This is a genomic window from Lacibacter sp. H407 (genome assembly GCF_037892605.1).
GTDB lineage: Bacteria > Bacteroidota > Bacteroidia > Chitinophagales > Chitinophagaceae > Lacibacter.
The window spans coordinates 3225966-3249652 of record NZ_JBBKTU010000001.1; the positions used below are offsets into that span (position 1 = coordinate 3225966).

The 23687-nt window shown below is 40.2% G+C and carries 25 protein-coding genes; 11 read left to right on the forward strand and 14 right to left on the reverse strand.

Features of this window, described 5'->3' with window-relative positions:
* Positions 1 to 335 precede the first annotated feature (335 nt).
* Positions 336 to 1523, forward strand: a complete 1188-nt coding sequence (locus WG989_RS14030) for a GAF domain-containing sensor histidine kinase (RefSeq protein ID WP_340430231.1) — start codon at positions 336 to 338, stop codon at positions 1521 to 1523.
* Here the strand turns inward: WG989_RS14030 and WG989_RS14035 are convergent.
* The 4 genes from WG989_RS14035 to WG989_RS14050 all read right to left on the reverse strand — a co-directional run bounded on the left by WG989_RS14035 (position 1513) and on the right by WG989_RS14050 (position 5481).
* On the reverse strand, positions 1513 to 2445 hold the full coding sequence (locus tag WG989_RS14035) for a CvpA family protein (RefSeq protein ID WP_340430233.1): 933 nt from the start codon (positions 2443 to 2445) through the stop codon (positions 1513 to 1515). The genes WG989_RS14030 and WG989_RS14035 overlap by 11 nt on opposite strands.
* An 80-nt stretch (positions 2446 to 2525) precedes the next feature.
* Positions 2526 to 2942 (reverse strand): glycine zipper family protein, encoded by a 417-nt coding sequence (locus tag WG989_RS14040; RefSeq protein WP_340430235.1) that lies wholly within the window; start codon positions 2940 to 2942, stop codon positions 2526 to 2528.
* Between the two features lie 310 nt (positions 2943 to 3252).
* Positions 3253 to 4017 carry a hypothetical protein gene (locus tag WG989_RS14045; RefSeq protein ID WP_340430236.1) on the reverse strand — a complete coding sequence of 255 codons (765 nt, stop codon included), beginning with the start codon at positions 4015 to 4017 and terminating at the stop codon, positions 3253 to 3255.
* Between the two features lie 171 nt (positions 4018 to 4188).
* On the reverse strand, positions 4189 to 5481 hold the full coding sequence (locus WG989_RS14050; RefSeq protein WP_340430238.1) for an ATP-binding protein: 1293 nt from the start codon (positions 5479 to 5481) through the stop codon (positions 4189 to 4191).
* A gap of 185 nt (positions 5482 to 5666) precedes the next feature.
* Between WG989_RS14050 and WG989_RS14055 the strand changes: the two genes are divergently transcribed.
* Positions 5667 to 6071: an META domain-containing protein gene (locus WG989_RS14055; RefSeq protein WP_340430240.1), complete on the forward strand. Its 405-nt coding sequence runs from the start codon at positions 5667 to 5669 to the stop codon at positions 6069 to 6071.
* A gap of 107 nt (positions 6072 to 6178) precedes the next feature.
* Here the strand turns inward: WG989_RS14055 and WG989_RS14060 are convergent, their stop codons facing one another.
* The 4 genes from WG989_RS14060 to WG989_RS14075 all read right to left on the reverse strand — a co-directional run bounded on the left by WG989_RS14060 (position 6179) and on the right by WG989_RS14075 (position 11427).
* Entirely contained in the window at positions 6179 to 7723 is a 1545-nt protein-coding gene (locus tag WG989_RS14060; protein ID WP_340430241.1) for a M20/M25/M40 family metallo-hydrolase, read from the reverse strand.
* Between the two features lie 121 nt (positions 7724 to 7844).
* Positions 7845 to 8816 carry a YpdA family putative bacillithiol disulfide reductase gene (locus WG989_RS14065; RefSeq protein ID WP_340430242.1) on the reverse strand — a complete coding sequence of 324 codons (972 nt, stop codon included), beginning with the start codon at positions 8814 to 8816 and terminating at the stop codon, positions 7845 to 7847.
* Positions 8817 to 8848: 32 nt separating this feature from the next.
* Positions 8849 to 10027, reverse strand: coding sequence for a THUMP domain-containing class I SAM-dependent RNA methyltransferase (locus WG989_RS14070; protein ID WP_340430243.1), 1179 nt, complete (start codon positions 10025 to 10027; stop codon positions 8849 to 8851).
* Between the two features lie 71 nt (positions 10028 to 10098).
* Positions 10099 to 11427, reverse strand: a complete 1329-nt coding sequence (locus WG989_RS14075) for a DEAD/DEAH box helicase (protein WP_340430245.1) — start codon at positions 11425 to 11427, stop codon at positions 10099 to 10101.
* A 223-nt stretch (positions 11428 to 11650) separates the two neighbouring features.
* Here WG989_RS14075 and WG989_RS14080 point away from each other — a divergent pair, with 223 nt between their 5' ends.
* The 5 genes from WG989_RS14080 (at position 11651) to WG989_RS14100 (ending at position 15781) form a co-directional block, all read left to right on the forward strand.
* Positions 11651 to 12826: a hypothetical protein gene (locus WG989_RS14080; RefSeq protein ID WP_340430246.1), complete on the forward strand. Its 1176-nt coding sequence runs from the start codon at positions 11651 to 11653 to the stop codon at positions 12824 to 12826.
* A 225-nt stretch (positions 12827 to 13051) separates the two neighbouring features.
* Positions 13052 to 13588: a hypothetical protein gene (locus WG989_RS14085; protein ID WP_340430247.1), complete on the forward strand. Its 537-nt coding sequence runs from the start codon at positions 13052 to 13054 to the stop codon at positions 13586 to 13588.
* Positions 13589 to 13874: 286 nt separating this feature from the next.
* Positions 13875 to 14282 carry a hypothetical protein gene (locus WG989_RS14090; protein WP_340430248.1) on the forward strand — a complete coding sequence of 136 codons (408 nt, stop codon included), beginning with the start codon at positions 13875 to 13877 and terminating at the stop codon, positions 14280 to 14282.
* A gap of 198 nt (positions 14283 to 14480) precedes the next feature.
* Positions 14481 to 15059, forward strand: coding sequence for a Crp/Fnr family transcriptional regulator (locus WG989_RS14095; RefSeq protein ID WP_340430250.1), 579 nt, complete (start codon positions 14481 to 14483; stop codon positions 15057 to 15059).
* 74 nt (positions 15060 to 15133) lie between these two features.
* A complete protein-coding gene (locus WG989_RS14100; RefSeq protein ID WP_340430251.1) occupies positions 15134 to 15781 on the forward strand; it encodes a hypothetical protein in 648 nt (215 codons plus the stop codon).
* Between the two features lie 158 nt (positions 15782 to 15939).
* Here the strand turns inward: WG989_RS14100 and WG989_RS14105 are convergent, their stop codons facing one another.
* Positions 15940 to 16494: a cupin domain-containing protein gene (locus WG989_RS14105; protein WP_340430252.1), complete on the reverse strand. Its 555-nt coding sequence runs from the start codon at positions 16492 to 16494 to the stop codon at positions 15940 to 15942.
* A 328-nt stretch (positions 16495 to 16822) separates the two neighbouring features.
* Complete coding sequence (locus tag WG989_RS14110) at positions 16823 to 16975, reverse strand: hypothetical protein (RefSeq protein ID WP_340430253.1); 153 nt, start codon at positions 16973 to 16975, stop codon at positions 16823 to 16825.
* A gap of 252 nt (positions 16976 to 17227) precedes the next feature.
* Between WG989_RS14110 and WG989_RS14115 the strand changes: the two genes are divergently transcribed.
* The 3 genes from WG989_RS14115 to WG989_RS14125 all read left to right on the forward strand — a co-directional run bounded on the left by WG989_RS14115 (position 17228) and on the right by WG989_RS14125 (position 19500).
* Complete coding sequence (locus WG989_RS14115; RefSeq protein WP_340430254.1) at positions 17228 to 17572, forward strand: HopJ type III effector protein; 345 nt, start codon at positions 17228 to 17230, stop codon at positions 17570 to 17572.
* 125 nt (positions 17573 to 17697) lie between these two features.
* A complete protein-coding gene (locus tag WG989_RS14120) occupies positions 17698 to 18129 on the forward strand; it encodes a DUF1493 family protein (RefSeq protein ID WP_340430255.1) in 432 nt (143 codons plus the stop codon).
* A gap of 186 nt (positions 18130 to 18315) precedes the next feature.
* Entirely contained in the window at positions 18316 to 19500 is a 1185-nt protein-coding gene (locus tag WG989_RS14125) for an acetyl-CoA C-acyltransferase (RefSeq protein ID WP_340430257.1), read from the forward strand.
* Positions 19501 to 19659: 159 nt separating this feature from the next.
* Here the strand turns inward: WG989_RS14125 and WG989_RS14130 are convergent, their stop codons facing one another.
* From WG989_RS14130 to WG989_RS14145, 4 genes are all read right to left on the reverse strand, one after another.
* Positions 19660 to 20445, reverse strand: a complete 786-nt coding sequence (locus WG989_RS14130; protein WP_340430259.1) for a hypothetical protein — start codon at positions 20443 to 20445, stop codon at positions 19660 to 19662.
* Positions 20446 to 20493: 48 nt separating this feature from the next.
* Positions 20494 to 21213 (reverse strand): hypothetical protein, encoded by a 720-nt coding sequence (locus WG989_RS14135; protein WP_340430261.1) that lies wholly within the window; start codon positions 21211 to 21213, stop codon positions 20494 to 20496.
* 103 nt (positions 21214 to 21316) lie between these two features.
* Positions 21317 to 22033 carry a hypothetical protein gene (locus tag WG989_RS14140; RefSeq protein ID WP_340430262.1) on the reverse strand — a complete coding sequence of 239 codons (717 nt, stop codon included), beginning with the start codon at positions 22031 to 22033 and terminating at the stop codon, positions 21317 to 21319.
* A 272-nt stretch (positions 22034 to 22305) separates the two neighbouring features.
* The gene (locus tag WG989_RS14145) at positions 22306 to 23052 is read right to left on the reverse strand and encodes a methyltransferase domain-containing protein (RefSeq protein ID WP_340430264.1); all 747 of its coding nucleotides are present in this window, start codon (positions 23050 to 23052) and stop codon (positions 22306 to 22308) included.
* 84 nt (positions 23053 to 23136) lie between these two features.
* On the opposite strand from WG989_RS14145, the gene WG989_RS14150 reads away from it, so the two are divergent.
* Entirely contained in the window at positions 23137 to 23646 is a 510-nt protein-coding gene (locus WG989_RS14150; protein WP_340430266.1) for a GNAT family N-acetyltransferase, read from the forward strand.
* Positions 23647 to 23687: the final 41 nt, after the last annotated feature.

The following is a 23687-nucleotide window of genomic DNA, read 5'->3' on the forward strand; positions in this document are numbered from 1 at the left end:
GATGTGTTGCAACAGAATGCTGTCAATAAAAGATTATTCTCACAGTTTTTGTAAGTAGAAATATGTACTAATCAAAAAAATATATGTGAAGTATCCTCCAGCACCAATAAATGGTTGTTGAAACAACGAGTTTTGCAGTACAGAAAGGAAATAAGCTGCATCGATCGTTGCTTGATCTTCTCTCCTGTAGAACAATCCCACCTGAACCAACTGTTTTTACCGGCACTAAGTAGAAATCCTTAGAACCTGAAAAAGTAAGCTATAACAGAAATCCTGTTACAAAAAAGTGTACGTAAGTGATTGAATTAATTATCTCCGTGCCCAATATGAATACTATGATCATCGCTCAAATACCCCGTTCGGAAGAAATACGACTTGCAGATATTCAGTTGTACGATATCCTTGATACAGAACCGGAAACTGCATTTGATGAATTGCGTGAACTGGCAGCGCAGATCTGCAATTGCCCTGTATCGTTGATAACGTTGATCGATAAAGACCGACAGTGGTTCAAATCAAAACAAGGAATTGATAATGACATTTCCGAAACAAGCCGGGACCTTTCTTTCTGTTCACATGCGATATTAAATACAGATGTAATGATCGTTGACGATCTGTCAAAAGACGAACGTTTTTTCGACAATCCATTTGTAGCTGGTGAAATGAATGTTCGCTTTTATGCGGGTGCTCCAATCGTTTCACCCACCGGACAAAACCTCGGAACCATTTGTGTGCTTGACACCAAGCCCCGTACACTCAGCCCAATGCAGGAACGTGCGTTGGAGCTATTGTCGAACCAGGTAACCATGTTACTGGAGTTACGGTTAAAATCAAAAGTGATCGAACAACGCTCTGCTGAATTGATCAAACTGAAAAACCAGGCCATGAGCCATCTCATACGGGAGCAGGATGAAGAAAATTTATCGGTTGCGAGAGAGTTGCATGAAAATATTGCGCAGGAACTTGCTGCCGGGCGATTGTATCTGAATATGGCAGCCGATAGTGAAAATAACAGGTTGGAAAATATTCAGGAAGCAAGCAATGCGATCACCAGTGCGTTGAACGATGTAAAAAATCTATCGTACAACATCAGCCCTACTACTTTGAATCAAGTACCGATACGTGTACTGATGGAAGACTTTCTGTATCAAAAACAGGAAACATATTCATTTACCGTTCAGCTGAAAATAGTTGGCGATACAGAAACAGTTGATTTTGCCCAGTCAATGAACTGTGCGAAAATTGCTGAATCATGGTTGCAGGTATTACAGGCCGATAACGAGATCCGGCATGTTACGATCCGGTTACATATTACAAATCAAATCGAAATTTGTATTGAAGATGATGCAAGCAAACGTTTTGTAAAACAACGGGAGAAAGATCTGATCAGTAATATCGTGTATTATCGTGTTGTGAGTATGAATGGAGTGATACATTTCAGCGAGGCCGATACAAAAACAAACAGGTTTTGTGTAACATTTCCGTTGATGAAAAAGGAACAGTCTGCAATAGTTAATCCCTGAACTCCTGCGAGATCATCAAGCCATTTTTTCCACCATCAACAATACCGATGCCAATTCGGCCAAATGATTTGTTGAGAATAGCTCCACGGTGGCTGGGCGAATTCATCAATCCTTTGTGTGCTTCTGTAAGGGTGGAAGCATACGCAAGATTTTCACCTGCTTTTTTATAGGTAATGCCCGCCTGCCTCATCCTGTGAAACGGATCTTTACCCTCAGGTGTCATGTGCGAAAAATATCCTCTCGTCAACATATCGGCCGAATGTGCTCTTGCTACTTTTTTGAGGTCTTCGTCAATATTCAATAATTTCAACCCTTTCTTTTTTCGTTCGGCATTAACCAGCAGCAGCATTTGATATTCCAGATCTGGTCGAACAGAAAAATACTCAGTTGCATGAACTGTATTTTCAGTTGCTGCTTTTTTTGAATCATGAATGATAGCAGGCAAATAATTATTGAGAAGCGGAGTGATCATTGTTTCTGCATCGCTTGTGTAAGGCGAAAGAGCGGCAGCAATTTTACTCTTGTCTGCTTCTGCACTGATGTTCTCAAAAACAGAAAGTGAAAGTAAACGGGCTGTAATGGCAACCACAACAATTCCTGTTAACAAACCGGGGATCAGTCCTGTGATTTTATCGGCAAGATGAATATTGGAGTTGCCTCTTAGCATCAATCGCTGTATAAATGACAACAGTAAATAGGAAAGGATAAAGATGACCGGAATACTGATGGGTAAGTACCACTCTTTGAGTTCAGGAACCTGTTGCAGCATTTCATTCACCGTTACTGAGTAGAACAATACAGCAAGAGCAGCCGAACCTGCCCATTTGATCAATTCAAAAAATAAACGCATGGCTCCATACCGGTAGCCGATAAAAGTTGACAGTAGTAATAATGTTGCTAAAAACAGATCAACTGCGTTCATAGAAAATAGATTGCTATAAAAAAGCGGAGATCAACATGAATACAAGTGACCTCCGCTGGTATTAACGTACAGGCAGCTTTCTAATTGCCCTGTTTCTTATCAATAGACTTACCAATAACATAACCGCCACCGGCTCCCAATACACCACCTACCAACACACCGGCAACACGATTCTTTTTACTTACAACACCGCCAATTACGGCACCACTTGCACCACCAATAACAGCGCCTTTTGTGGCATTACTCCATTTCTTTTTAGCAGGAGTTGTATTTTGATAAACAACAGGAGCTGCGGTTGTTTGTTTGCGTTCAACATATCGAACAGTATTTGCGGCCTGCATCTTTTTCATTTCCTGTTCTTCTTTCCATTCCTGGAAAGCAGCAAACTCGGCTGAATCTAAGGCAGATAATACTTTCGTTTGATCTGTTGTTTCAACTTTTGACTTGCAGGATACCATGATCACTGCGAACGATAAAAGAGTAAATACTTGTTTCATAATTTCTGGCTTTTCAGGTTTAAAAAATTGTTTCGAACCATACCGGGTACAATAGAAAAAGCATGCCAGAAAAATTTGAAATTGTTAATGAAATCTTGCAAATGAATAAAAACTACCTGATTTTCAGCGGCACTGTTGTTGATTTGTTTTAACAACTCCAAACTGAATGATGCTGCTCTTAACATACGATTAAGAACTCAGCGAATGGTATTTTTAAAGCAATCAGCACGATCCGGCGAATAAAAAATCCCGGCTGTATCAGTTTTTCATGTCGATAAGCCGGGAGTATAGAGAAAGAAGCTTTGTACGCTTATTGTGCTGCTGTAAATGTTGCAGCAGGTGCTGAAGCAGGAGGTGCAATATCAAATGGTTCAGATGATGATTGCGGTACCGGTGCGTTGGAAAACAACTGAAGCGTTCCGTTTGCCGTTTGTGCAGCATTGCGAATACGCACGGTTATTTTTGGTAACGATGATGTTGAACCGTCGGTGCGTTCTGTTACTGCCAATACATCAAATGCTACAATGCCGAGATTGGCACCTTGTAAATTTCCGGTTAATGGTGAATAGTTGGTGCTGATGTCGCCATCATATACAACTGCCAGCACTGTTTTGCCAATCAACATCGTTAACCCTGTTGCACGCAATGGTGTTATGTCAGGAATTTTATCCAGCAATACTTCTTTATCATCTTCACCGCCGCCAAGTTTTGGACCTGCCTGTAAAAAATTGCGTGCTCCATTGGGTGTGGGTCCGGTGCTGATCCAGCTCGAAGGAATTGTTTTGAGTGCATGCCATCCTTCATCACCAACCTGACCGGTGTACAGATCAATTGTTTTTCCAACATTATTCTGGAAGTAGCGGAGCTGTTGGCGCAAACCAACAGTAGCCAGTTGATCGTTCACATCATTGGCTGAAAAATTATTGGGCTCATTGCCGTTGTCAATGCTTTCTTCATCAATGATGAGAAATACGGGACTTGAGCCATCGCTTTCATTGTTGGGATTGTTTTGTCGTTCGCAGGCGGTGTTGCCTAGAAGCAATACGAACACAACTGCATAGCTGGTAAGTTTCATGATCGGTGGTTGATTTTCACGTTGAATAGATGTAAGATGGACGATGATGTATCGTTGTTAGAAAATATCAAAAATCAAACCAAAGAAAGTAATGCTGTTATGAATTTTTTTTTGTTAAGCGTTTGTTCGTACACATGTTTTGATCGCTAAACAAGGGTTGTTAATGTGTATCTAAACAGGAAATGAAACATTCACGCTGCACCCTTTGCCCGGCGATGTGGAAAGCTCCATGTGTCCGTTATAAAGTTGTAACCTGCTTTGCATATTCCGGAAGCCAAGCCCTGCTTTCATTTGTTTTTTATCGAATCCCTTTCCATCATCCCGTATAGAAAGATGAACCTGTTCGTTGATTGTTTGCAGCTTGATGTCAATTTGTTTTGCTTCAGCATATTTCAAAATATTGTTCAGTTGTTCCTGCACAATACGATAGATCATCAGCAGTTGTTCATCTTTCAGTTCGCTTTCGTTGAATTCAGCAGATGCAAAATGAATGGACGTGTTTTTTACACGATTGATATCAGCGATCAGTTTTTCGATCGATTGCTGTAGAGTCATCAATGAAAATTGGGGCGGCTTGATGGTAGCCGACAGCATCCTGATCTCCTGTTGTGCTTCGGTAACGATCTGTTTTGCCTGGCTGATCATGGAGATATTTTTCTCCTGCGTTACTACTGTATTACTGAGGTACAGGTTCACGACTGTGAGCAGTTGCGATACATTGTCGTGCAGTTCTTCGGCCCAACGGTTCCGTTCATTTTCCTGTGCTTTAATAATGGTGCTGGCCAAACGTTGTTTGTGTTTTAACCGCTGGTTGAAATAATCAGCCTGCAAATTCCGTAACTGTGTAATGTCCTGGATCTCGCCAACCATACGTTGGGTCTTATTTGTTTTCGCATCACGCAACAGAAACAAACTGCTGATCACAGAATAATAAATTCCATCAATTCCAAGTAGCTTGTATTCTGTTGTCCATATATCCTGGCTGGACTCGATAGCTGTTTGACACTCTGCAGTGATGCGTGCACGATCAGTTTTATGAATACGTTCAAGGAACAACGCATAGAAATTATCAATCGTGGTTTTTTTGCCCGGAATAAAGAAGCTCATCTTTTCGTTGATGATCGCCGTATTTGTTTCAGTATCATAATCGATCATTCCGCCACGTGCTGCAACGTTGAGCGCTTCAAATTTTTGCTCTAAGGTTGTTTTTCTTTTATCGGAGTGCCGCAAACGTTCGAAGAGGCTGTAGCTGATGATGAAAAGAAGGATACTTGACAATACAACAAAAGCAATTCCTTTTTGATTCTGCAGATGAACCAATAAGGTAGCATTGTTGTGGGCAAGTTGTTCGGCCAATGCATCGCTCCAAAGTATCCAGATGATACTGAGCGTAAGATAAATACAGGTGATGAGTAAGGCGGAACCATATTTCGACAGATTCAAATGGTTGGTGTTTGGGTGCATGATCTTGATTTGTCGACAAACGTACAGTTGACGTTATAAGGTTGGAATGAGTATAAATAGCAATTAAGCTGACGACAATCATAATTTCATACAAAAAGTTGCAAGGCATTGTGTTAAACTTTTATAGTTGATGATTGTTTTGATTTCCTGTTACTTTGTTTTTTTAACTCAATAAAGTGAAGCGTATGAAGCAACTATCTATCCTCTCTGTTCTGTTGTTAGCCATTATTTCCTGCAGCCCGAAACTTGCTCCCGATCATAATTGGGATATGAAACGGTGGACCTTGTATGAACTCAAAACTGTACCTGTTCAATTGAGCGGTACCGAAAAAGATGCGAATCTCTTATTTGTCCCTTCACAAAAACAATTCAACGGCACCGGAGGCTGCAACCGCATTTCAGGCAGTTATACATTACCAAAGAAAGGAAGTATTACATTTTCAAATGTGATCTCTACAAAAATGATGTGTGGCGATCAGGCATTTGAAAATCGCTTTCTGGAAGTATTGAAAGAAGTAGATGGGTACGAAGTTGAGAATAACAGCATGTTACTGAAAAAAGGAAAAGAAATAGTAATGCGGTTACGATAAATATCTAAGCGATAGGAGCGTGAAAAGTTGAATTAGAAATTTTCAAACTGAGATAGTGTTATAAAGAAACATCCCGCAGTTGCGGGATGTTTTCTTTATGATCTTTTTTAATCTAAACCACCTCTGCGGGTTGGTTTGGTTTGCGCAGGCCATCTGCCCGGTTCACCTGTTCTTGGATTTACCGGTAATACAATTCGCTCACGTGAGGTTTTAGTTTCATCTTCACAAGCCATGTACACAAGTATAGCAGTAAGGATGGCGTTGCTTTGCACATCATCAAACACGATCTTGTCATAAGTATCACGGTTAGTATGCCATGTATATGAACCATACGACCAACTGAGTGAACTTAATGAAAAAGCAGGAACACCGGCTGCAACAAACGATGCGTAATCAGATCCGCCACCACCCGGATTACCGGGAAATCTTGTTTCAATCTGCTGACGGATATTGTTGGGCACTTTTGCCAACCAACGACCGATATAATCGTATGCATGCAAAAAACCTTGTCCGGAAATATTCGCTACACGTCCTGTTCCGTTATCCTGGTTAAAGAGTGCCTGAATATTCGGAACAATTTCAGGATGATCTTCTACAAATGCACGTGAACCGTTCAAACCTTGTTCTTCACTTCCCCAATGGCCAACAAGGATCGTACGTTTTGGATTTGGATATAATACTTTCAGGATACGTATCGCTTCCATCATCACCAATGTGCCGGTTCCGTTATCGGTTGCACCTGTACCACCATCCCAGGAATCGAAGTGTGCCGACAGCATCACATATTCATTTGGTTTTTCGGTTCCTTTTATTTCAGCAACCGTATTGTATGTGGGAACTACACCATTTTCTTTTGAATCGGCACGTACACTCAGCCTTGGAATATTTCCAGCTTCGGTTAGGCGATACAGTAAGCCATAATCTTCCAGTGCAATATCAATGGTGGGAACTTTTTTTGTGTTGGCACCAAAAATTTTATTTACACCAAAGCCTGCACTCCAGTTACTCATGATCACGCCAACAGCTCCTGCATTTTCCAACGCTGCAGGTAATGTTCTTGTAGTGTAGCCTGTTTTGCTGATTCGTTTGCTCCATGCAGATGACGCTTCAGTGCGTTCTTTTTTCATTTTCTCAATCGATTCCTTTGTACCAAACTCATCCCAGTTATAATCGGGGCGGCCGGTTGGTTGCAACATGGAGATCAATACAAATTTTCCTTTTACAGTTGGTAACCATTTTTGAAACGCAGCTGAATCGGCGAGGTCCGGAATCAATACTACATCAGCCGTAACAGTTTTACCGCCGGTGTTGGGGCTCCATGCCAATTGCATGCCTTCCAATGTTTTTACACGTGGATGAATCATATCCACATGTGTAATACCACGCTGCCATCCACGCCACTCGCCCCATTTTTCGTTGCGTGCAGTTATTCCCCAGCTCATGTATTTGGCTACTGCCCAATCATGCGCCTGTTGCATTTGCGGACTACCCACCAAACGTGGCCCGATGCCATCCATTAATTCCTGTCCCAGTTTTTTTAAATGTGAATTGTCGGTAGCCTCTTTGATAATGCGGCTCACCATCACAGAATCTTTTTGCTGTGCAAAGCCAACAGTGCTGAGCAGCAGCAACGCAAATAATAATCGGATCATGTTGATACAGTTGAAATTTAGTAATGAATAGCCCGAAAATAAGGAATGATGGCCGATGGAAAAGCCCGGAATTGCAGAATGTGATGAGTGGAAAATGAAACAGGCCCATTCAGCCGGAGTATCAGTTTTTTTCTTGAATGGATCGCAGAATTTTTAATGCATGCTCCCGTGAATTTTCAATAAACAGACGGGAAGTGTTCATGCCGCCGCAAATAACACCGGCGAGATAAATATTGGGCACATTTGTTTGATGGGTTTCTTCGTTGTAATCAGGCTTGCGTACATCATCATTTGATAATGCAATCCCCATCTTTTCTAAGAAACGCAAGTTGGGTTGATAGCCGGTTGCCGCAATTACCCAATCGTTTGGAATTGTTTTGATACCATCAGGTGTTTGAATGATCACTTCGTGTTCTTTTATTTCAATGATCGATGAATCATAATAAGCTTTGATGGATCCTTCTTCAATACGGTTCACTACATCAGGACGAACCCAATACTTTACACGTTCGCCCACTTCTTTTTCACGGATCATCATTGTAACATCAGCGCCTTTGCGCCATGTTTCCAAAGCAGCATCCACTGCCGAATTATTTGCACCCACAACCATTACTTTTTGAAAGGCATAAAAGTGAGGGTCTTTGTAGTAGTGTGTTACTTTCGGTAAGTCTTCGCCTTTTACATTGAGTAAATAAGGAATATCATAAAAGCCTGATGCAATGATGATATGATCAGCAGTATAGTTTTGTTTGGTACTTTGAATAGAAAAATTATTTGCTGATCGTTCAACTTGTTTTACTTCTTCAAATAAGTTGATGTTGAGTTTGTAAGCAACTGTAACTCTCCTGTAATACTCCAATGCTTCTGCTCTTGTTGGTTTTGCATTTACTGATACAAACGGCACATCCCCGATTTCCAAACGTTCAGAAGTGGAGAAGAACGTCATGTTGGAAGGATAGTTGTACAACGAATTCACCAAACATCCTTTTTCTAAAATAAGATAGGGGATACCTGCTTTCTTTGCTTCAATGCCGCAGGCCAAACCAATGGGCCCGCCGCCGATGATGATGATGGGATAATGTGTTGTTTGCATGAACAACAAATATACGGCAGGGTAGGATTGGTCTACTCCACAACCTTCGCTTCCCTTCTGCTGCCACTATACAATTCATATTCCAGCAAACGACAATCGATGGTACTGTTGTAAAATTCAATTCTGCGTTTCGCTTTCAGTCCGATCTTTTTTGCAAGTTCCATATTACCGGTAAATACATAACCGAAATAACCGCCGCATTTCTGTTTCATAAAATCACCAATGCGTGCATAGGTGGCTTCCAGTTCCTGTATATCACCCAGTCGTTCACCATATTCCGGATTCACCATCATGATGCCTTTTGCATCAGCAGGAACTTCTGTATCAGCAAAATCACAAACAGCAAATTCAATTAACTTTTGCACGCCTGCTGCGATCGCATTCTTCTTTGCATTCTCAATTGCTTTCGGACTATAATCAGTCGCAATAATTTTCAAATCAGGCACATCAATGATCTGTTCTTCCAGCAACGCATCTTCTTTCACATACACACTCTCATCATAACCCTGCACATGCATGAATGCATAATTGGTGCGGTACAAACCCGGTCTGCGGTTTGTAGCGATCAGCGCTGCTTCGATCGCCAGCGTACCCGAACCACACATCGGATTAATGAATGGCGACACACGATCCCACACACTTGCATAAATCGTAGCTGATGCCAACCCTTCCAACATTGGTGCAAGACCGGGGATTTTTCGGTAACCATGCCTCGCCAATGAATCACCCGATGTATCAACAAACACTTCGGCATCTTCATTCTTCCAGAACAAATGAATCACAGTGCCGGTTAACTCAGCACCTGTTGATGGACGTGTACCTCTGATGTCACGAAGACGATCAACAATGGCATCCTTCACCCGCAGGTTGGCAAACATGCTGTTGTTAATGGTTGGATTGTTTACATTACTCGTCACCGAAAAATAACCGGGATCAGGTAAAATGTTTTCCCATGCGTAATCTTTCAAATTCTTGTATACATCATCGCCATCATTGGCTTCAAACTGTTTTAAACTGTACAACACCTGGCTCGCACAACGCAAATTCAAATTGAGTTTAATACAATCGTTGATGGTGCCCGTCAACTTTACACCGGTAACAAATGCTTCATCAATGGCAAAGCCCAATTCCTTTACTTCATTTTCAAGATAAGGAGCAATGCGTTTATGGCAAGTGATGATGATGGAGGAGGGAGTAGTGAACAAGTTCATGGTTAATGGTTGATGGTTAAGAGAATGCAGAGTGGCTCAGGGTATTTGCCCTAAGCCCTACAACTTCAACCTTATTTTGCGACTGCAATTTTCACTTTCTTCCCTTTGATCTTTTGATCTTTAATTAAGTGAAGTGTGTGGTTGGCTTTTATTTTTTTCACGGCAACAAAGGCAAAAAAATCTTTTACTTCAATCAAACCGATATCTTCTTTTTTCAATTCACCTTTCTGACTCAGGAAGCCAACAATATCCACCTTGTTCACCTTATCTTTTTTACCGGCAGCAATAAACAACGTACTCCATTTTGGTTTTTCCGGAATTTCTGCAGTTTCAGGTAATTCAATTTGTTCTGCATCAGCAGGAATATACGCCGGCATTTTTTCATCCGGACCAAGAATTACAATAGCAGTGCCGCTTGCATCCATCCGTGCGGTACGTCCGTTGCGATGCGTAAACGCATCTTCTGTATGTGGTAAATGATAATGAACAATGTAACGGATATGTGCAATGTCCAAACCTCTTGCAGCAAGATCAGTGGTAACCAAAATATTCGATGTGCCGTTTCTGAATTTACACAAGGCCGCATCACGTTCCTGTTGTTCCATGGCACCATGATAAAATACATTGAGAATATCACGTTCTTTCAACAGTTCGCTGGTGCGTTCTACTGATTCACGATGATTGCAGAAAATGATCGTTGAACGGTTGCCCAACATACATACTAAGCGAAACAATGTTTCGAGTTTATCTTTTTCCGGACTGTGTAATGTTTTAATGGCAAGTCCGGTATCCGAATCTTCGTTGCCGCTGAGGAAATCAAGTTTCACCGGTTCGTTCAAACCAACAAACGAAGGAATTTCTTCCAGGTTGGTGGCCGACGTCAGCACCCGTTTTTTTATGGAAGGCAGTGAACCGATAATGAAACTCATTTCTTCCTGGAAACCCAGCTCCAGCGATTTATCAAATTCATCCAGCACCAATGTTTCAATACTGGCCACGGTAATATTTCCACGGCGGATATGATCAGCCAAACGGCCGGGTGTACCAATGAGCAAAGTGGGCGCCTGCTTTAAATTGTTTTCTTCGATCTCCCGTTTATGACCACCATAGCAACAACTCACTTTCAGATTGAGCTGCATGCTTTTAAACACATGCTCGATCTGGATGGCCAGCTCACGTGACGGCACAATGATCATTGCTTTTGTTTGATTGCCTGCCGCCTGTAACTGTTCCACCAGGGGTAACAGAAAGGCGAGTGTTTTACCTGAGCCTGTTGCAGATAACAGGATAATGTCTTTTTCTGATGCCTGTGCTTCCATGGAAGCCACCTGCATTTCGTTTAACGCTTTGATTTTTACGTTTGTCAGGACCTCTTCCAGCCAAACCGGTTTTTGTTGCATAGCGGCGAAGGTAATCAATTGTGGGGAGGTGGGTGTTTAGGGCAAGAATATTGAGTATAATAACTGAGTTGTCAACCATGAATAAGTGGCTATTAACTATCAAAACACAGTTATTGATGTTGGTGGTTGTACTAACAACAATACAAAAAATTGAATAATAAGTAATTGATATACAGGTTTTGTTAATTGGGAGATGTTGCGTATAATAGCAGAAATATAAGTGTTGGCTGATATTATGAAAACCCTGCTATCAATATCATATTTCCTACTCTGTGCAAATTGCTTTGGACAGACAAAGCTCCAAAAACTTATTGTCGCAGAATATAGAATAGACAGTCCACGAATTGGAAACTTTACCTATCTCGTTTCTTACAATTTTTCGAATGGAATTTTGCTTTCAAAAGACACAATACTTGGCGTGCCTACCAATAGAAAAGGTATTGCAGGCTCATATGTTAGGTATGATCTTGGAATAAATTTTATTTATAAAAATAGGTATGTAATATCAGGTATAGGAAATGTAATTGACATTAAAACTAAGTCGTTTGTCATGGAAGAAAGCGACGACTTTATATCAGCACAGGGCGACACTTTAATTTTTCACAGGGATAATATATTTACTGGTACTGGTTACTTAATGCTGGATTTAAAATCAAGACAATACAAATTTATCAATCAAGATAAATTGGATAAAGACAAAAACAGGGGAAGTTCCCCAGACAAATTACATTATCTCTCAATAGACCAATCAAAACTTCCATACAAAATATGGTTATACAATTCCAACAGTAAAAAGAAATTGGTAGTTCAGGATGCTGGACACGGACCTAACATAATGTACTCAAGTCAGTTCCCAACAATAGAAACAACTTGGCTAAACAATCATGCTTTTCTCTATGCCGTACATGAGACTAAGTTTGACGATGAGAAAAAAGATTATTCAAAAGTTACATTTCGTCAATATGACATAACCACTAATTCTGACCAAGTATTCTTTGTTCTGGATTCAGTCAGCAATGGAAAAACAAATGGAAGATTTTTTATTGACAATGTTGGACAATTAATTTATAGAAGTAGTGGATGGTCTTATCATTTAGTAGATACAGTGAATCGACTTTTAATAGATTATCCTTTTTATGAATTAGGCTTTGGATTTTCGACAGCCAATAAAGCAGAACAAGACGGAACGGTTCTAAAATACAATAACATAGACATAGGTAAACTTTGGTGTTCAAATGAAGTAGTCGGTGAAGATGTAATTGCTGTAGAGTTTGGTGACATTGGTTCTAATCTTGCATATCCAAAAGGATTTATGACTTGGTCAAAACAAACAAATAAATGGACGACAATAAGCATTCCTTGGCTTTCAAATCTCATCGGTTGGGTGAACGAAGAATAACATCAGTCAACATTGGTATTGCCAATAGTGGGGCTTGACATTGGAACAATCAGCAGCGGTAATTATGCCGTACATTTGTTCGGGATATGACCATATAGCCCAGCTTTAGTTCTTAATATTTAACTTTCTCAAAAGCAAGGCAGTTGTTCTAGGCGGACGAATATAAAATTCCCCACCATTGGCAATACCTGCTCGTTGTATGCCACTTTATCGGACACCCCACAAATGACAAGAAGACAAACTCTAAGGCTAATTTTTCATAAAGACACAATCGCATTACTTGCTTCATTGGTTTTTTTATGGTTTACAATAGGATTGCTGGATGACATTAATTATCGTTTTGAAGACTTGACTAAACACAGCGGACAATTAGTGAAAATTGACAGTGTGATTACGAGGGTTAAGGACAAACCACTTTTCAAAGAAATCACAAAAGAGTTGAGACTAACAATTGACACAGATAACAAATACTTTACTTCTATAACGACAAAAGACTTTGGTTATATTACAGGCAATGTTTCAATAGGCGACACAGTACATATTTTTACAAAGAAAAAACTGTGGGGAATTTTTGGAATGAAAAAGGCAAGAGACATAAGCCATTTAGCAAAAGGCGACATAGTTATAGTTGACTTTGAAAAATACCAACAATCATTATCAGGTGTTTTTCTTGTTACTTTAGTTGCTGCAATCGGGTTTTTCATTTATTATTTCGTTAGGACAAAACGACGATATTATTTCGATATGCATAGTAAACTTTGATGACAAAAAGCGGCATACAACAAGCAGTTTTGCAGCAGCGGGGGCGACGCAAAGCGTCGGTCATCACCTGTAATTCTATTTAGCTTTTTTAACGGTTGACATTTATCTATTTGGCTTTTGAATAAAAATTTATCTTTAGTGTCAGAGTTCAGCACTCGTCGCCAGATGCGACGTAAAAGAATGCCCCCTACCGCAAAGCTGTGAACATTGTAGGCAATACAGTTCGACATTACCGCCTAAATGAAATGACAATCACTAACCATATCAATTGACACTTTATTAATTCATGAGAAGAACATATATTTTTTTGCATTGGGGTTTGACACTTTTACTTGCGCCATTTACATCACAAGCCATTCTCTACATCTGGGGGACAAACCCACGTCAAGTAGTCGGACTATTAGAAGTTTATCCAATTACTTTAATATTTAGTATTCTTTTCTCTTTACCAACTTTTATAGTTTACTTGACAAGCTTTTATATCTTATCAAAATATAATATTAGTTCGACTATTTCTAAACTAATACTAGTTGGAATAGCTGTTCTGGGTGTTTTTGTAACAATGACAATAATCAAAGGCAGCATGAGTCAAGACATCACAATCGCTTATTGTTTGACAGCTTTTGTAGTGGGACTTAGTCTAAAACTAAAAACTGTCAATTTAAAAGCTCAAAACAAATCTATCATGACATGAAGTGCTGTCTTCTTTTTTCTAAGCAATGTCTCCCGCAGGGCACATTGCTTACTACGGTGCAAAACGTAACATCCCTTTCAGGAGAATAACTACGAATAAGTTTAATTTGAGTCACAAGCGAGATGTCTGGCCAAATTATAGTAATCACAAAGGGATCATTTAGAAAGGCCTGATTAATAAACTTAATACAGTAAAATTGTGTACGAACAAGTTACCAGCCAACTGATAAAATTAATTAATCTTGATAAAAGTGAGACATCACATTTTATAAGCAAGCTGCAAATAAAACAGTTTCAAAAAAAAGAGATCGTTTTAAAAGAGGGGGCTATTTGTAAGTTTTCTTTCTTTATAAACAAAGGCTGTTTCAGATATTTTTACAATATCAATGGCACAGAGAATACCGGACAGTTTTTCTTTGAAAATAGTTGGTATACAGATTACGATAGCTACCTCTCAGGAAAACCTTCTAAGCAAACGATTGAAACATTAGAAAAATCAGAAATAATTCTCCTGGCAAAATCTGATTTGCAGCAGCTGTTTCATGATATACCAAAGTTTGAAAAGTTTGGCCGCATCATGGCTGAAAATGCTTTTTTGGGTTTGCGTAACAGAAATGAGATGTTAACGAATCAAACGGCAGAAGAAAGATACCTCAACCTTATAAAAGAGCGGCCGAAAGTATTTGAAAGAGTTCCGCAACATTACATCGCTTCGTATTTAGGAATAAAGCCCCCTTCTTTAAGCCGTATTCGAAAAAGAATTGTTGAAGCAAAGTGATTTCTTAACCTGGGTGAACGTTATAAGGAAATAGACGAAACATCTTTGTAGTGAAAAAAATAAGCATTACAAAAATGAAAAAGTCATTCGTAGCTCTTGCAGTGAGCATAGCCTGCATTGTTGTTCAATTTGCAAATGCGCAGATGTCAACTACCTCAAAAACAAAATTCCCTGTGTATGGAGAGTTGGGTTTAGGTTTTGGACAGACGCTCTTTTTTGGTGATATGAAAGCGCAACTTACACAGTCGTATGGCGGCAGCTTTAACCCGGGTGTAGGTAACAATTTAATGATGGGTTTTTATATTTCACCTGTTCATTGGAAGGGCTTGGGTATTGGCTCAAGAATTAAGGGAACGTTTGGTACTTCTGTAAAAGGCGATAATGACGATAGTTATATTTTCAATTATTATAACCTTGCAGTTAGCGCAAAGTATTATGCCATAAGCGGTCAATTTAACAAAGGTATTTATGTACGTGGTAGTTTTGGTTTTGGTCAGTTTACAACCAAGCGGGTTAATGAAGCAAGTAATTTATACAAACATCAGTACGCAATCGGAACATCCTTGATGGGCGGCGTTGGCTATACTATTCCATTCAAAAAAATAGCATTAAGTGTTGAAACAGAATTTGATTATTCAAATCGTAATGGAACTATTGATGGAAAAGGAGATGCGGGTTATAAAAGTGGACAGATTGGTGGAAACGTTATTTTGTCGTTTTAGAGTGGTTTTTCTACAGAAAGCCAGGTGGAACTTACCTTTTCTGGCGCAGGTCTCTGACCTGTTGTCATCCGTTACTAAACCAATCCTTCACACTGCTAAATTTAGTAACACAAATGCACAGGTCGGAAGACCTGCGCATTTGAAAATTGAGTGAAAAATTATTTACGAACAGGCACAGGTGCTTGTTCAAAGTGTTTGTATTTGCCCAACAGTTTGCCGATGAAACAGGTAACTGGCATGATCACTTTTTTTACAAACGAAGGAATACTATCGATATCAAATTCAGATTTATAACGGGTAATGAGATAGGCACCATCAAATACTTCGGGCTGTGCTTTCCCCGATTTGTTTTGTGCCGCAAAAATGGACGAAAGAAAAAATACAATGTTATGTGCCGGGTAGATCCATCCTTTGCAATGCAGTTCATCATTACCTGCATTCCAGAAGCGATGCGATACACCACGTTTGAAGAGAACGCTTTCACCCGGTCCGGCAAATTGTTCGGTGCCTCCTTTTACAATATAACCGATACGTCCGCTTACAACTGTGAGGCATTCGTCTTGCAGCCAGTGTGTATGCATGATTGGCCCAAAGCCGGGACCAACAAAATTTTCAACGATTAATTTATCACCTTCTTTTCCTTTTTCGGTAGAGAGAAACACTAGTTTTTCTCCGTGAATATTTTTAATCGTGTGAGGCAACGAGTAGTTCATGATGTTTTATTTTTCATCAAAACTAGTTTGCGCTTATCAACGGCAAAACAGGAGGATGCATGTAACGTTAGAAACGATGGATCAATTGCAGGAAATGATCAATGAGCAGGAAAGCCAACATAGCTTTCCCTGCTCAACGATTTACGATTCAAGCCAAGGTTCGTGTACCCACGAACCTTTGTAAAATATTTCCGGTTCGTGAGACACGAATCCGGGGCGTAGGAAAGAGAAGCAATGTTCCTTCTTCAACGATTTATGATTTGCCTTTTCCGCTTTTGAGAAGGGCAACCAATAATAAAATAAATACGGCGCCACCAACAACCCACACCTACGGCTGTGTAAAGAAATTGGAATCATTTCCTTTTGTATTAATGTCGATATCCAGTTTTTTGGTTTCCTGTGCAAAACTGAAAACGGTCATTACAAGGCAAGTTACCAGGAACGATAATTTACCTGCCAACTTCGGGTTAAGAAAATTCATGTTTGTTTTTTTAGTTGATCTGTTTTTTTCATCTGTTTGTGTAACAGATACAGGGGTTGAAGTTGATTGATTTTCGGCAAACCGTTGTTGTATAACTATGGTTCAGATTTACATGTTTCCCACGTTTTTCCGGTTTGTTAGCGCAAGCGTCCCGCTTGTGCCATGAAAATCAAAACCTCAAATTTTTCTTATCCGTATTCACGCATTTCTTTTCATCTTCGCAGCTATTTTATTATTCAAATTTTTTCTGTCATGCACATCGAAGATTTTCTACACAAACTCCGTACACAACCCGAACGCATTTTGTTTACAGATACCATGGAAACAATTGAAGCGAATTATGAGTTTACTCCGGTTCGTTTTACGAACGGTAATGCTGTAAACGAAGAAGGCGCCAATTCAGGTTCATGTAAATTATTTTCATTTGCTAAATTGCAACAGTTAAGCAAGGATGAAACGCTGGCCTGCTTTGGTGATTACTATCGGGTGGATGTGCTGCAACATCCTGATGCAACCAATCATGCCAACATCCGCAATTTTATGATGACAGGTTGGGAAGGTATAGGCTTTGATGAAGAAGCATTGCAGCCAAAGTAAAAGGGGCGTAAGGGTTGCCAACCTTCTGCAAGCTGTAAAACAAATAGCGGGGAGTAAGAAAAGGTTGGCAACCCTGTATCAGCATCGGCGTCATCCGCCTTAACTTTACTAAATTTTTGCAGTTAATGGTTGAAGCAAACTATTCTTTCAAAAATATTCAGGACTTGGTTGTAAGTAAAACGGGTTGTAATGAAGAGGACGTTACACTTGATTGTGATATTGTAGATGATCTGGGTTGCGTCGGCGATGATCTTGATGAGTTGTTATCTGAATACTCCAGCCGTTTCAATGTTCAAATGGATTCATATTTGTGGTATTTTCATTCTGAAGATGAAGCACATTTAGGCAATATAGGACGGCATTTCTTTAAGCCACCTTACGAACGAGTACTGCATATTCCGGTTACACCAAGAATGTTATTGCAATCAGCGAAAGAAGGGAAATGGCTGGTGGCATATCCTGAACATACCTTGCCCAAACGGCGATACGATGTCTTTATAAGTTGGGGAATTGGTCTCGTGGTAATTCTTTTTTCATTTTTTACCTGTTCCTCTTAACAAATAAAGATCACCGACCCAGTAGCCAGCCGTTCTCCCCAATGTGTCAAACTCTTTGCGAGATGTCAGGCACGTAGCCTTAGCCGTACCTCGTACTTAGTATTTCGTAGTTCAAATGGATCAAACGCTCTGCGAAACGTCGGACACTTACAATCGTTATCTTTGCTCCTCAAATTAATTTGCCAAATGAAGGAAGTATATGTTATCTCCGCCGTTCGCACACCAATGGGTAGTTTCGGCGGCAATTTAAAAAGTTTAACCGCTACACAGTTAGGAGCCATTGCCATTAAAGGTGCTTTGCAAAAAGCAGGCGTTGATGCAAGCAAAGTTCAGGACGTATTAATGGGCTGTGTGATCCAGGCCAATTTGGGTCAAGCGCCTGCACGACAAGCTGCAAAATTTGCCGGCTTACCCAACGAAGTAAATTGTACAACAGTAAATAAAGTATGCGCTAGTGGTATGAAAGCCATTGCGCAGGCTGCACAAAGCATCATGCTCGGTGATGCAGATGTTGTAATTGCCGGTGGTATGGAAAGCATGAGCAATGTGCCGTTTTATGTGGATAGTATGCGTTGGGGAAATAAATACGGCAATACCAACATGATCGATGGCTTGGCAAAAGATGGCTTAACAGATGTTTACGATGGTAAGGCCATGGGCAATGCTGCAGAATTATGTGCAAAGGAATGCGGCATCAGCCGTGAAGACCAGGATGCGTTTGCGATTGAAAGTTATAAACGTTCACAGGCTGCATGGGAAAAAGGGTTGTTTGATAACGAAATTGTTCCTGTTGAAATCCCACAACGCAAAGGCGATCCCATTGTGTTTGCAAAAGATGAAGAACCTTACAATGTAAAGTTTGATAAAATACCAACACTCAATCCGGCTTTCCAGAAAGATGGAACTGTAACTGCTGCCAATGCAAGTACGATGAACGATGGCGCAGCAGCCTTGCTGTTGATGAGTAAAGAAAAAGCAGATGAATTAGGATTGAAACCAATTGCAAAAATCAAATCGTATGCTGATGCGGAACAGGCTCCTGAATGGTTTACAACCACTCCGTCTTTAGCGGTGCCCAAGGCAGTTGCCAAAGCCGGTTTGCAAATGAGTGATATCTCTTATTGGGAACTCAACGAAGCATTTGCAGTGGTTGGTATTGAAAACAGCAAGCGTATGCAGCTCGATCCAGCTAAAGTAAATGTGCATGGTGGTGCAGTATCATTGGGTCATCCGTTGGGAGCAAGTGGTGCAAGGATCATTGTTACGCTCATTAATGTATTGAAAGCAAATAACGCCAAGTATGGTGCGGCAGGCATTTGCAACGGTGGGGGTGGTGCCAGTGCAATGGTGATAGAAAATACAACCCTCTAAATCTCCTTAAAGCGAAACTTGCAAAACACAGTTTTATCTTGTTTAAACGTATCTATAATAGAAAGCTCTCCAATTTTCGGAGAGCTTTCTATTTGTAAACACTTGTATTTAGAGAGGGCTGTACAGCAGACACTCTCCTTGGAGAGACGGAGAGGGTTTTTAATTCGACACTACTTTCACAATCCTGTAAATAACCCTTGCACTTTGGTGCGTTCTCATTTTGTCAATCATGTCAAGGTTGTCAGGCACTACAAGATCGGTAGCCCAGGGCGTAAGCAATGCATCCTGTAACGTGCGGAACAGATCGTATGAAATGGTATTGAACTTCATATCGCCACCTGTTGGAGAAAGTACGCTGGCATTACCCCAGCCAATTTGCTGGGTTTGTTTTTTATCCATGGCTGTTTGAAGAAAAGGTTTCCAGATTGTTTTTTCTGCATTAATAAAAGCTCCCGGATTTTCAGAGAGGTGATAGTTCATCACTACGTAATTAAAATCTTTTTCCGGGTTCACGCCTTTTGCTTCTGCCCAATCTTCTGTTTTTAAAAAGATCTGACTGGTTACGGTTGTAAACGAACCGGTTTCCATTTGTGCCATTGAAATTTTTGGAAATAGTTTTGAAGGATCAAATGTATCGCCACTCCATGCAGAATCAATATTGGAAAATCCGTTAATGAATAAAAAATTGGAAGAATTAGTCAAATCGTATCCGCCCACTTTTTCAAACAAACCCCAGAAGTTCATCTTCTTTGCATCAATGGCTTTTTGTGCAACCTTGCTCCAGTAAGTTGTTTCCCGTTTAATGAATTCTTCAACTTTATCAGCAGGCACATGGCGGTATTGATATACTGATACCTGTGCATGCAGTTGCTGCAAAGTGATCAGAAATACAAATAGTAGTAAACTTAACAAGGTCGTTTTGTATATGGAAGAAATCTGTTTCATTGTATTGATTATTTAATAAAAGAAAATTGTTTAGGAAAAAACGGTTCATTATTTTGAACTTAAATCTGCTCTGTAGCTTAATAGTTCACTCCATACTTTATCCAGATAGTTTCTTTGAACATCTACCCAGCTATCCCATGAATCAGAACCATTAATGGCTTCATAACGTTCTTTCATTGGCTTACGGAAATTTGGCGCTCTTTCTTTCAGACCCTGTTTGTAACGTGTAACTACAGCAAATTGCATTGAACCCGATGAGCTAGAAGAATAGCCAGCCATTGTTTCGCCACCTGCCAGCCAGGCTTTTCTTAAATTTCTGATGCCTTCATATACTTTGCCTCCCCAACCGATTTTTGGAAAATAATGTGTGATGTTAATTTTATCGGAATAATCACCAATGGCAACTGTGCTCAGTGAATCAATAAAAGCATAATAAGCACTGGAACCTCTATCGGTTAAATGAATGGCCACACTTCTGTTCCAGTCATTATTATGTTCTGTTCCAAGGTTACCTCTGCCATCAATTGCTTCCCAACTGGTTGGACCTTCTGTGATATGATAGCCGCCTGCATCGGGCCCTGTTGTAATTTCAAATACACGCCAGCGCCAATCGCCTGTATGATATTTTTGAGCATGTGTAGCTAATGCTTTTTCAAATTCCAGCACCTTGTCAACTTTTGGAAACACACGGTTGACGTTTACGATATTTTTTGGCTGACTAATTCCAATAACAGGAATAAGCAGGCAAATAAGAAAAATCTTTCTCATTGTTATTTATTTAAAATGTGATTGGAAAAAAATGCAGCGATCGCTGTTTATTTTTTTGATAAAAAGGGATCGTTGATTTTTATAATGAAAAGGGGCGCAAAAATTATTTTGAACTGAGATCTGCACGCAGGCTCAACATTTCAATCCAGCGGCTTTCGATTGCTTTCGCATAATCTGCCAGATAATAATTCCAGGCTCCTGCGCCATGTACTTCATCAAAACGTTCTGCCATTGGTTTACGAAAACCCGGGCTCAATTCTTTCAATCCATTTTTTAATCGGTTAACCGTTACAATTTGGGGCGGACCGGAAAAACTTACATTGTAAACGGCCACGCTTTCATTACTGGCGGCCCATACTTTTTTTAATTTTCGTACCAGGTCGCCTGCTTCTCTGATCATTCCCGGTTTAATGAACATATGTGTGATGATGATCTTGTTACTGTAATCCGTGATGGCAACGTTACTCAGTTCGGTGTTGTAAACGGAATAGCCGGTTGTACCACGTTCGCTTGTATGTGGCGAAACATTTTTTGCCCAGTCAAGTGTGTGTTCTGCACTCAGGTCGCCACGTTGATCAAACTGGTCCCAACTCAACGGCCCTTCTGTTACATGAAAACCACCGGCATCTGGTCCCGTTTCAATATAGAACACCCGCCACTTCCAGTCGCCGCTATGATACTTCTGCACATGCGACGTTAATGCTTTTTCAAACTCCAGTAATTTGTCTGTTTTTGGGAAAACTCTGAATGTACTAACCACGTTGTTCTGGCTCATTCCAATAACAGGAACAAGCAGGCAGAGAAGGAAGATCTTTCTCATGTTTTGTTGTTTTAAAATGTAAATAAAGAGAGGGTAGTGTTGAGATAGGATGGGAATTGACATTAAGTTAGAGCTATTCCCAGCCAAATCAAAGGAGAAAGATTTGCATTATTTCGTAAAGATGGAACGGGAAACGTTTCACTAACGGTAAGCAACAGGTTGAGAAGGGAAGATACAAAGCACAAGAGAAAAGAATGAATGTACAAGCTATAAGACATAAGGTACAAGATGCAAAGCAGAGGTAGGAAAACTCATAACCTTTAAACCATAAGTCATAACTTTCTGGCTACACACATCCAATCCCATGGATATGGTTCTGCCAACCATTTGGGTGGGTTGTTGAATTCAGTTTTCCAGGTGTAGTTGATCTTTTCAACCCGGTCAACGGTAAACCCGTCAAGCGTCAGCAGCAGTTCAAGTTCTTCTTTCAGATAATGTTTGGTAGGAACGTTATCAATATCAGTAACACCTTGTTTGATATTTTTTGCAAGCGCATAGGCTTTCTCCACCGATTCAATTTTTTCTTTATTGTCATCATCCACATTCCAGCGGTGTGCAATAATGTTGCTGTAGAGTTTTGATTCGAGTGAAGGAACAACAAGGATCAATGTGCCGCCCTGATTCAAACATATATTGAGCGATTGAAAAAAGTTGATACGTTTTTTTAAATTATCAGTAAGGATGGCGTTGATGCATACGGCCACATCACACGGAGTAACGGTTAACGTATAAGCGCTCATATCCATGCGCTGGTATTCCACGTTGGGATAGTCTTTGCATTTCTCTTTGGCAATGTCGAGATTAATGGCTGAGATATCAGTTGCCACAACATATTTGAATGCAGTTGCCAGTAAAGGGATCCATTTGCCAATGGCACAGCCAATGTCGGTAACTGTTTTTTCTTTTGATGCCACTTCTTCAATAGCGCCAACGATCTTGCCACTGGTGTCGTTCTTAAGTACATCAAAAATTTCTTCACTGTAATTTGGTGCAATGCGTTCCCAATAATTTCTGTCCATTTGATAAATGAGTCTTTCGCTAAAGATAATTTTTTGTTGCTGATTGAAATGTATTCCTGTAACTTAACTTCTCAACAAAAAGCCATGAGTTTAATCACAATACGATATGCCGATGCCGCTGATGCCGAGCTGATCGCTGATATGAGCCGCACTTCTTTTTACGAAGCATTTGCAAAAGACAATACAAAAGAAGACATGGATATTTTCATGAGCGAGCAGTTTGCCAAAGAGGAGCTGATGAAAGAGGTGGAATTAAGTGAAGGCATTTTTATGCTTGCTTATATTGATGAAGAACCGGTTGGTTATGCACGGTTACGTGTTAAGAATAACCTTGCACATGAGCAGGCTATTGAAATTGCACGCATCTATGCACTAAATAAAGCCATTGGCAAAGGAGTGGGGAAGGCGTTGATGCAGGAGTGTATCAACAAAGCAAATGAGTTGCAGATGAAGTCGATCTGGTTGGGTGTGTGGGAACACAATGAACGGGCCATTGCTTTTTACCAACGCTGGGGCTTTGAACGTTTTGGAGATCACCAGTTCTTGTTGGGTACAGATCTGCAAACAGATTGGCTACTGAAAAAACCGCTGTAATACATCGTATTTCTACGGGAGTTTGTAGTACAGTCTATGAA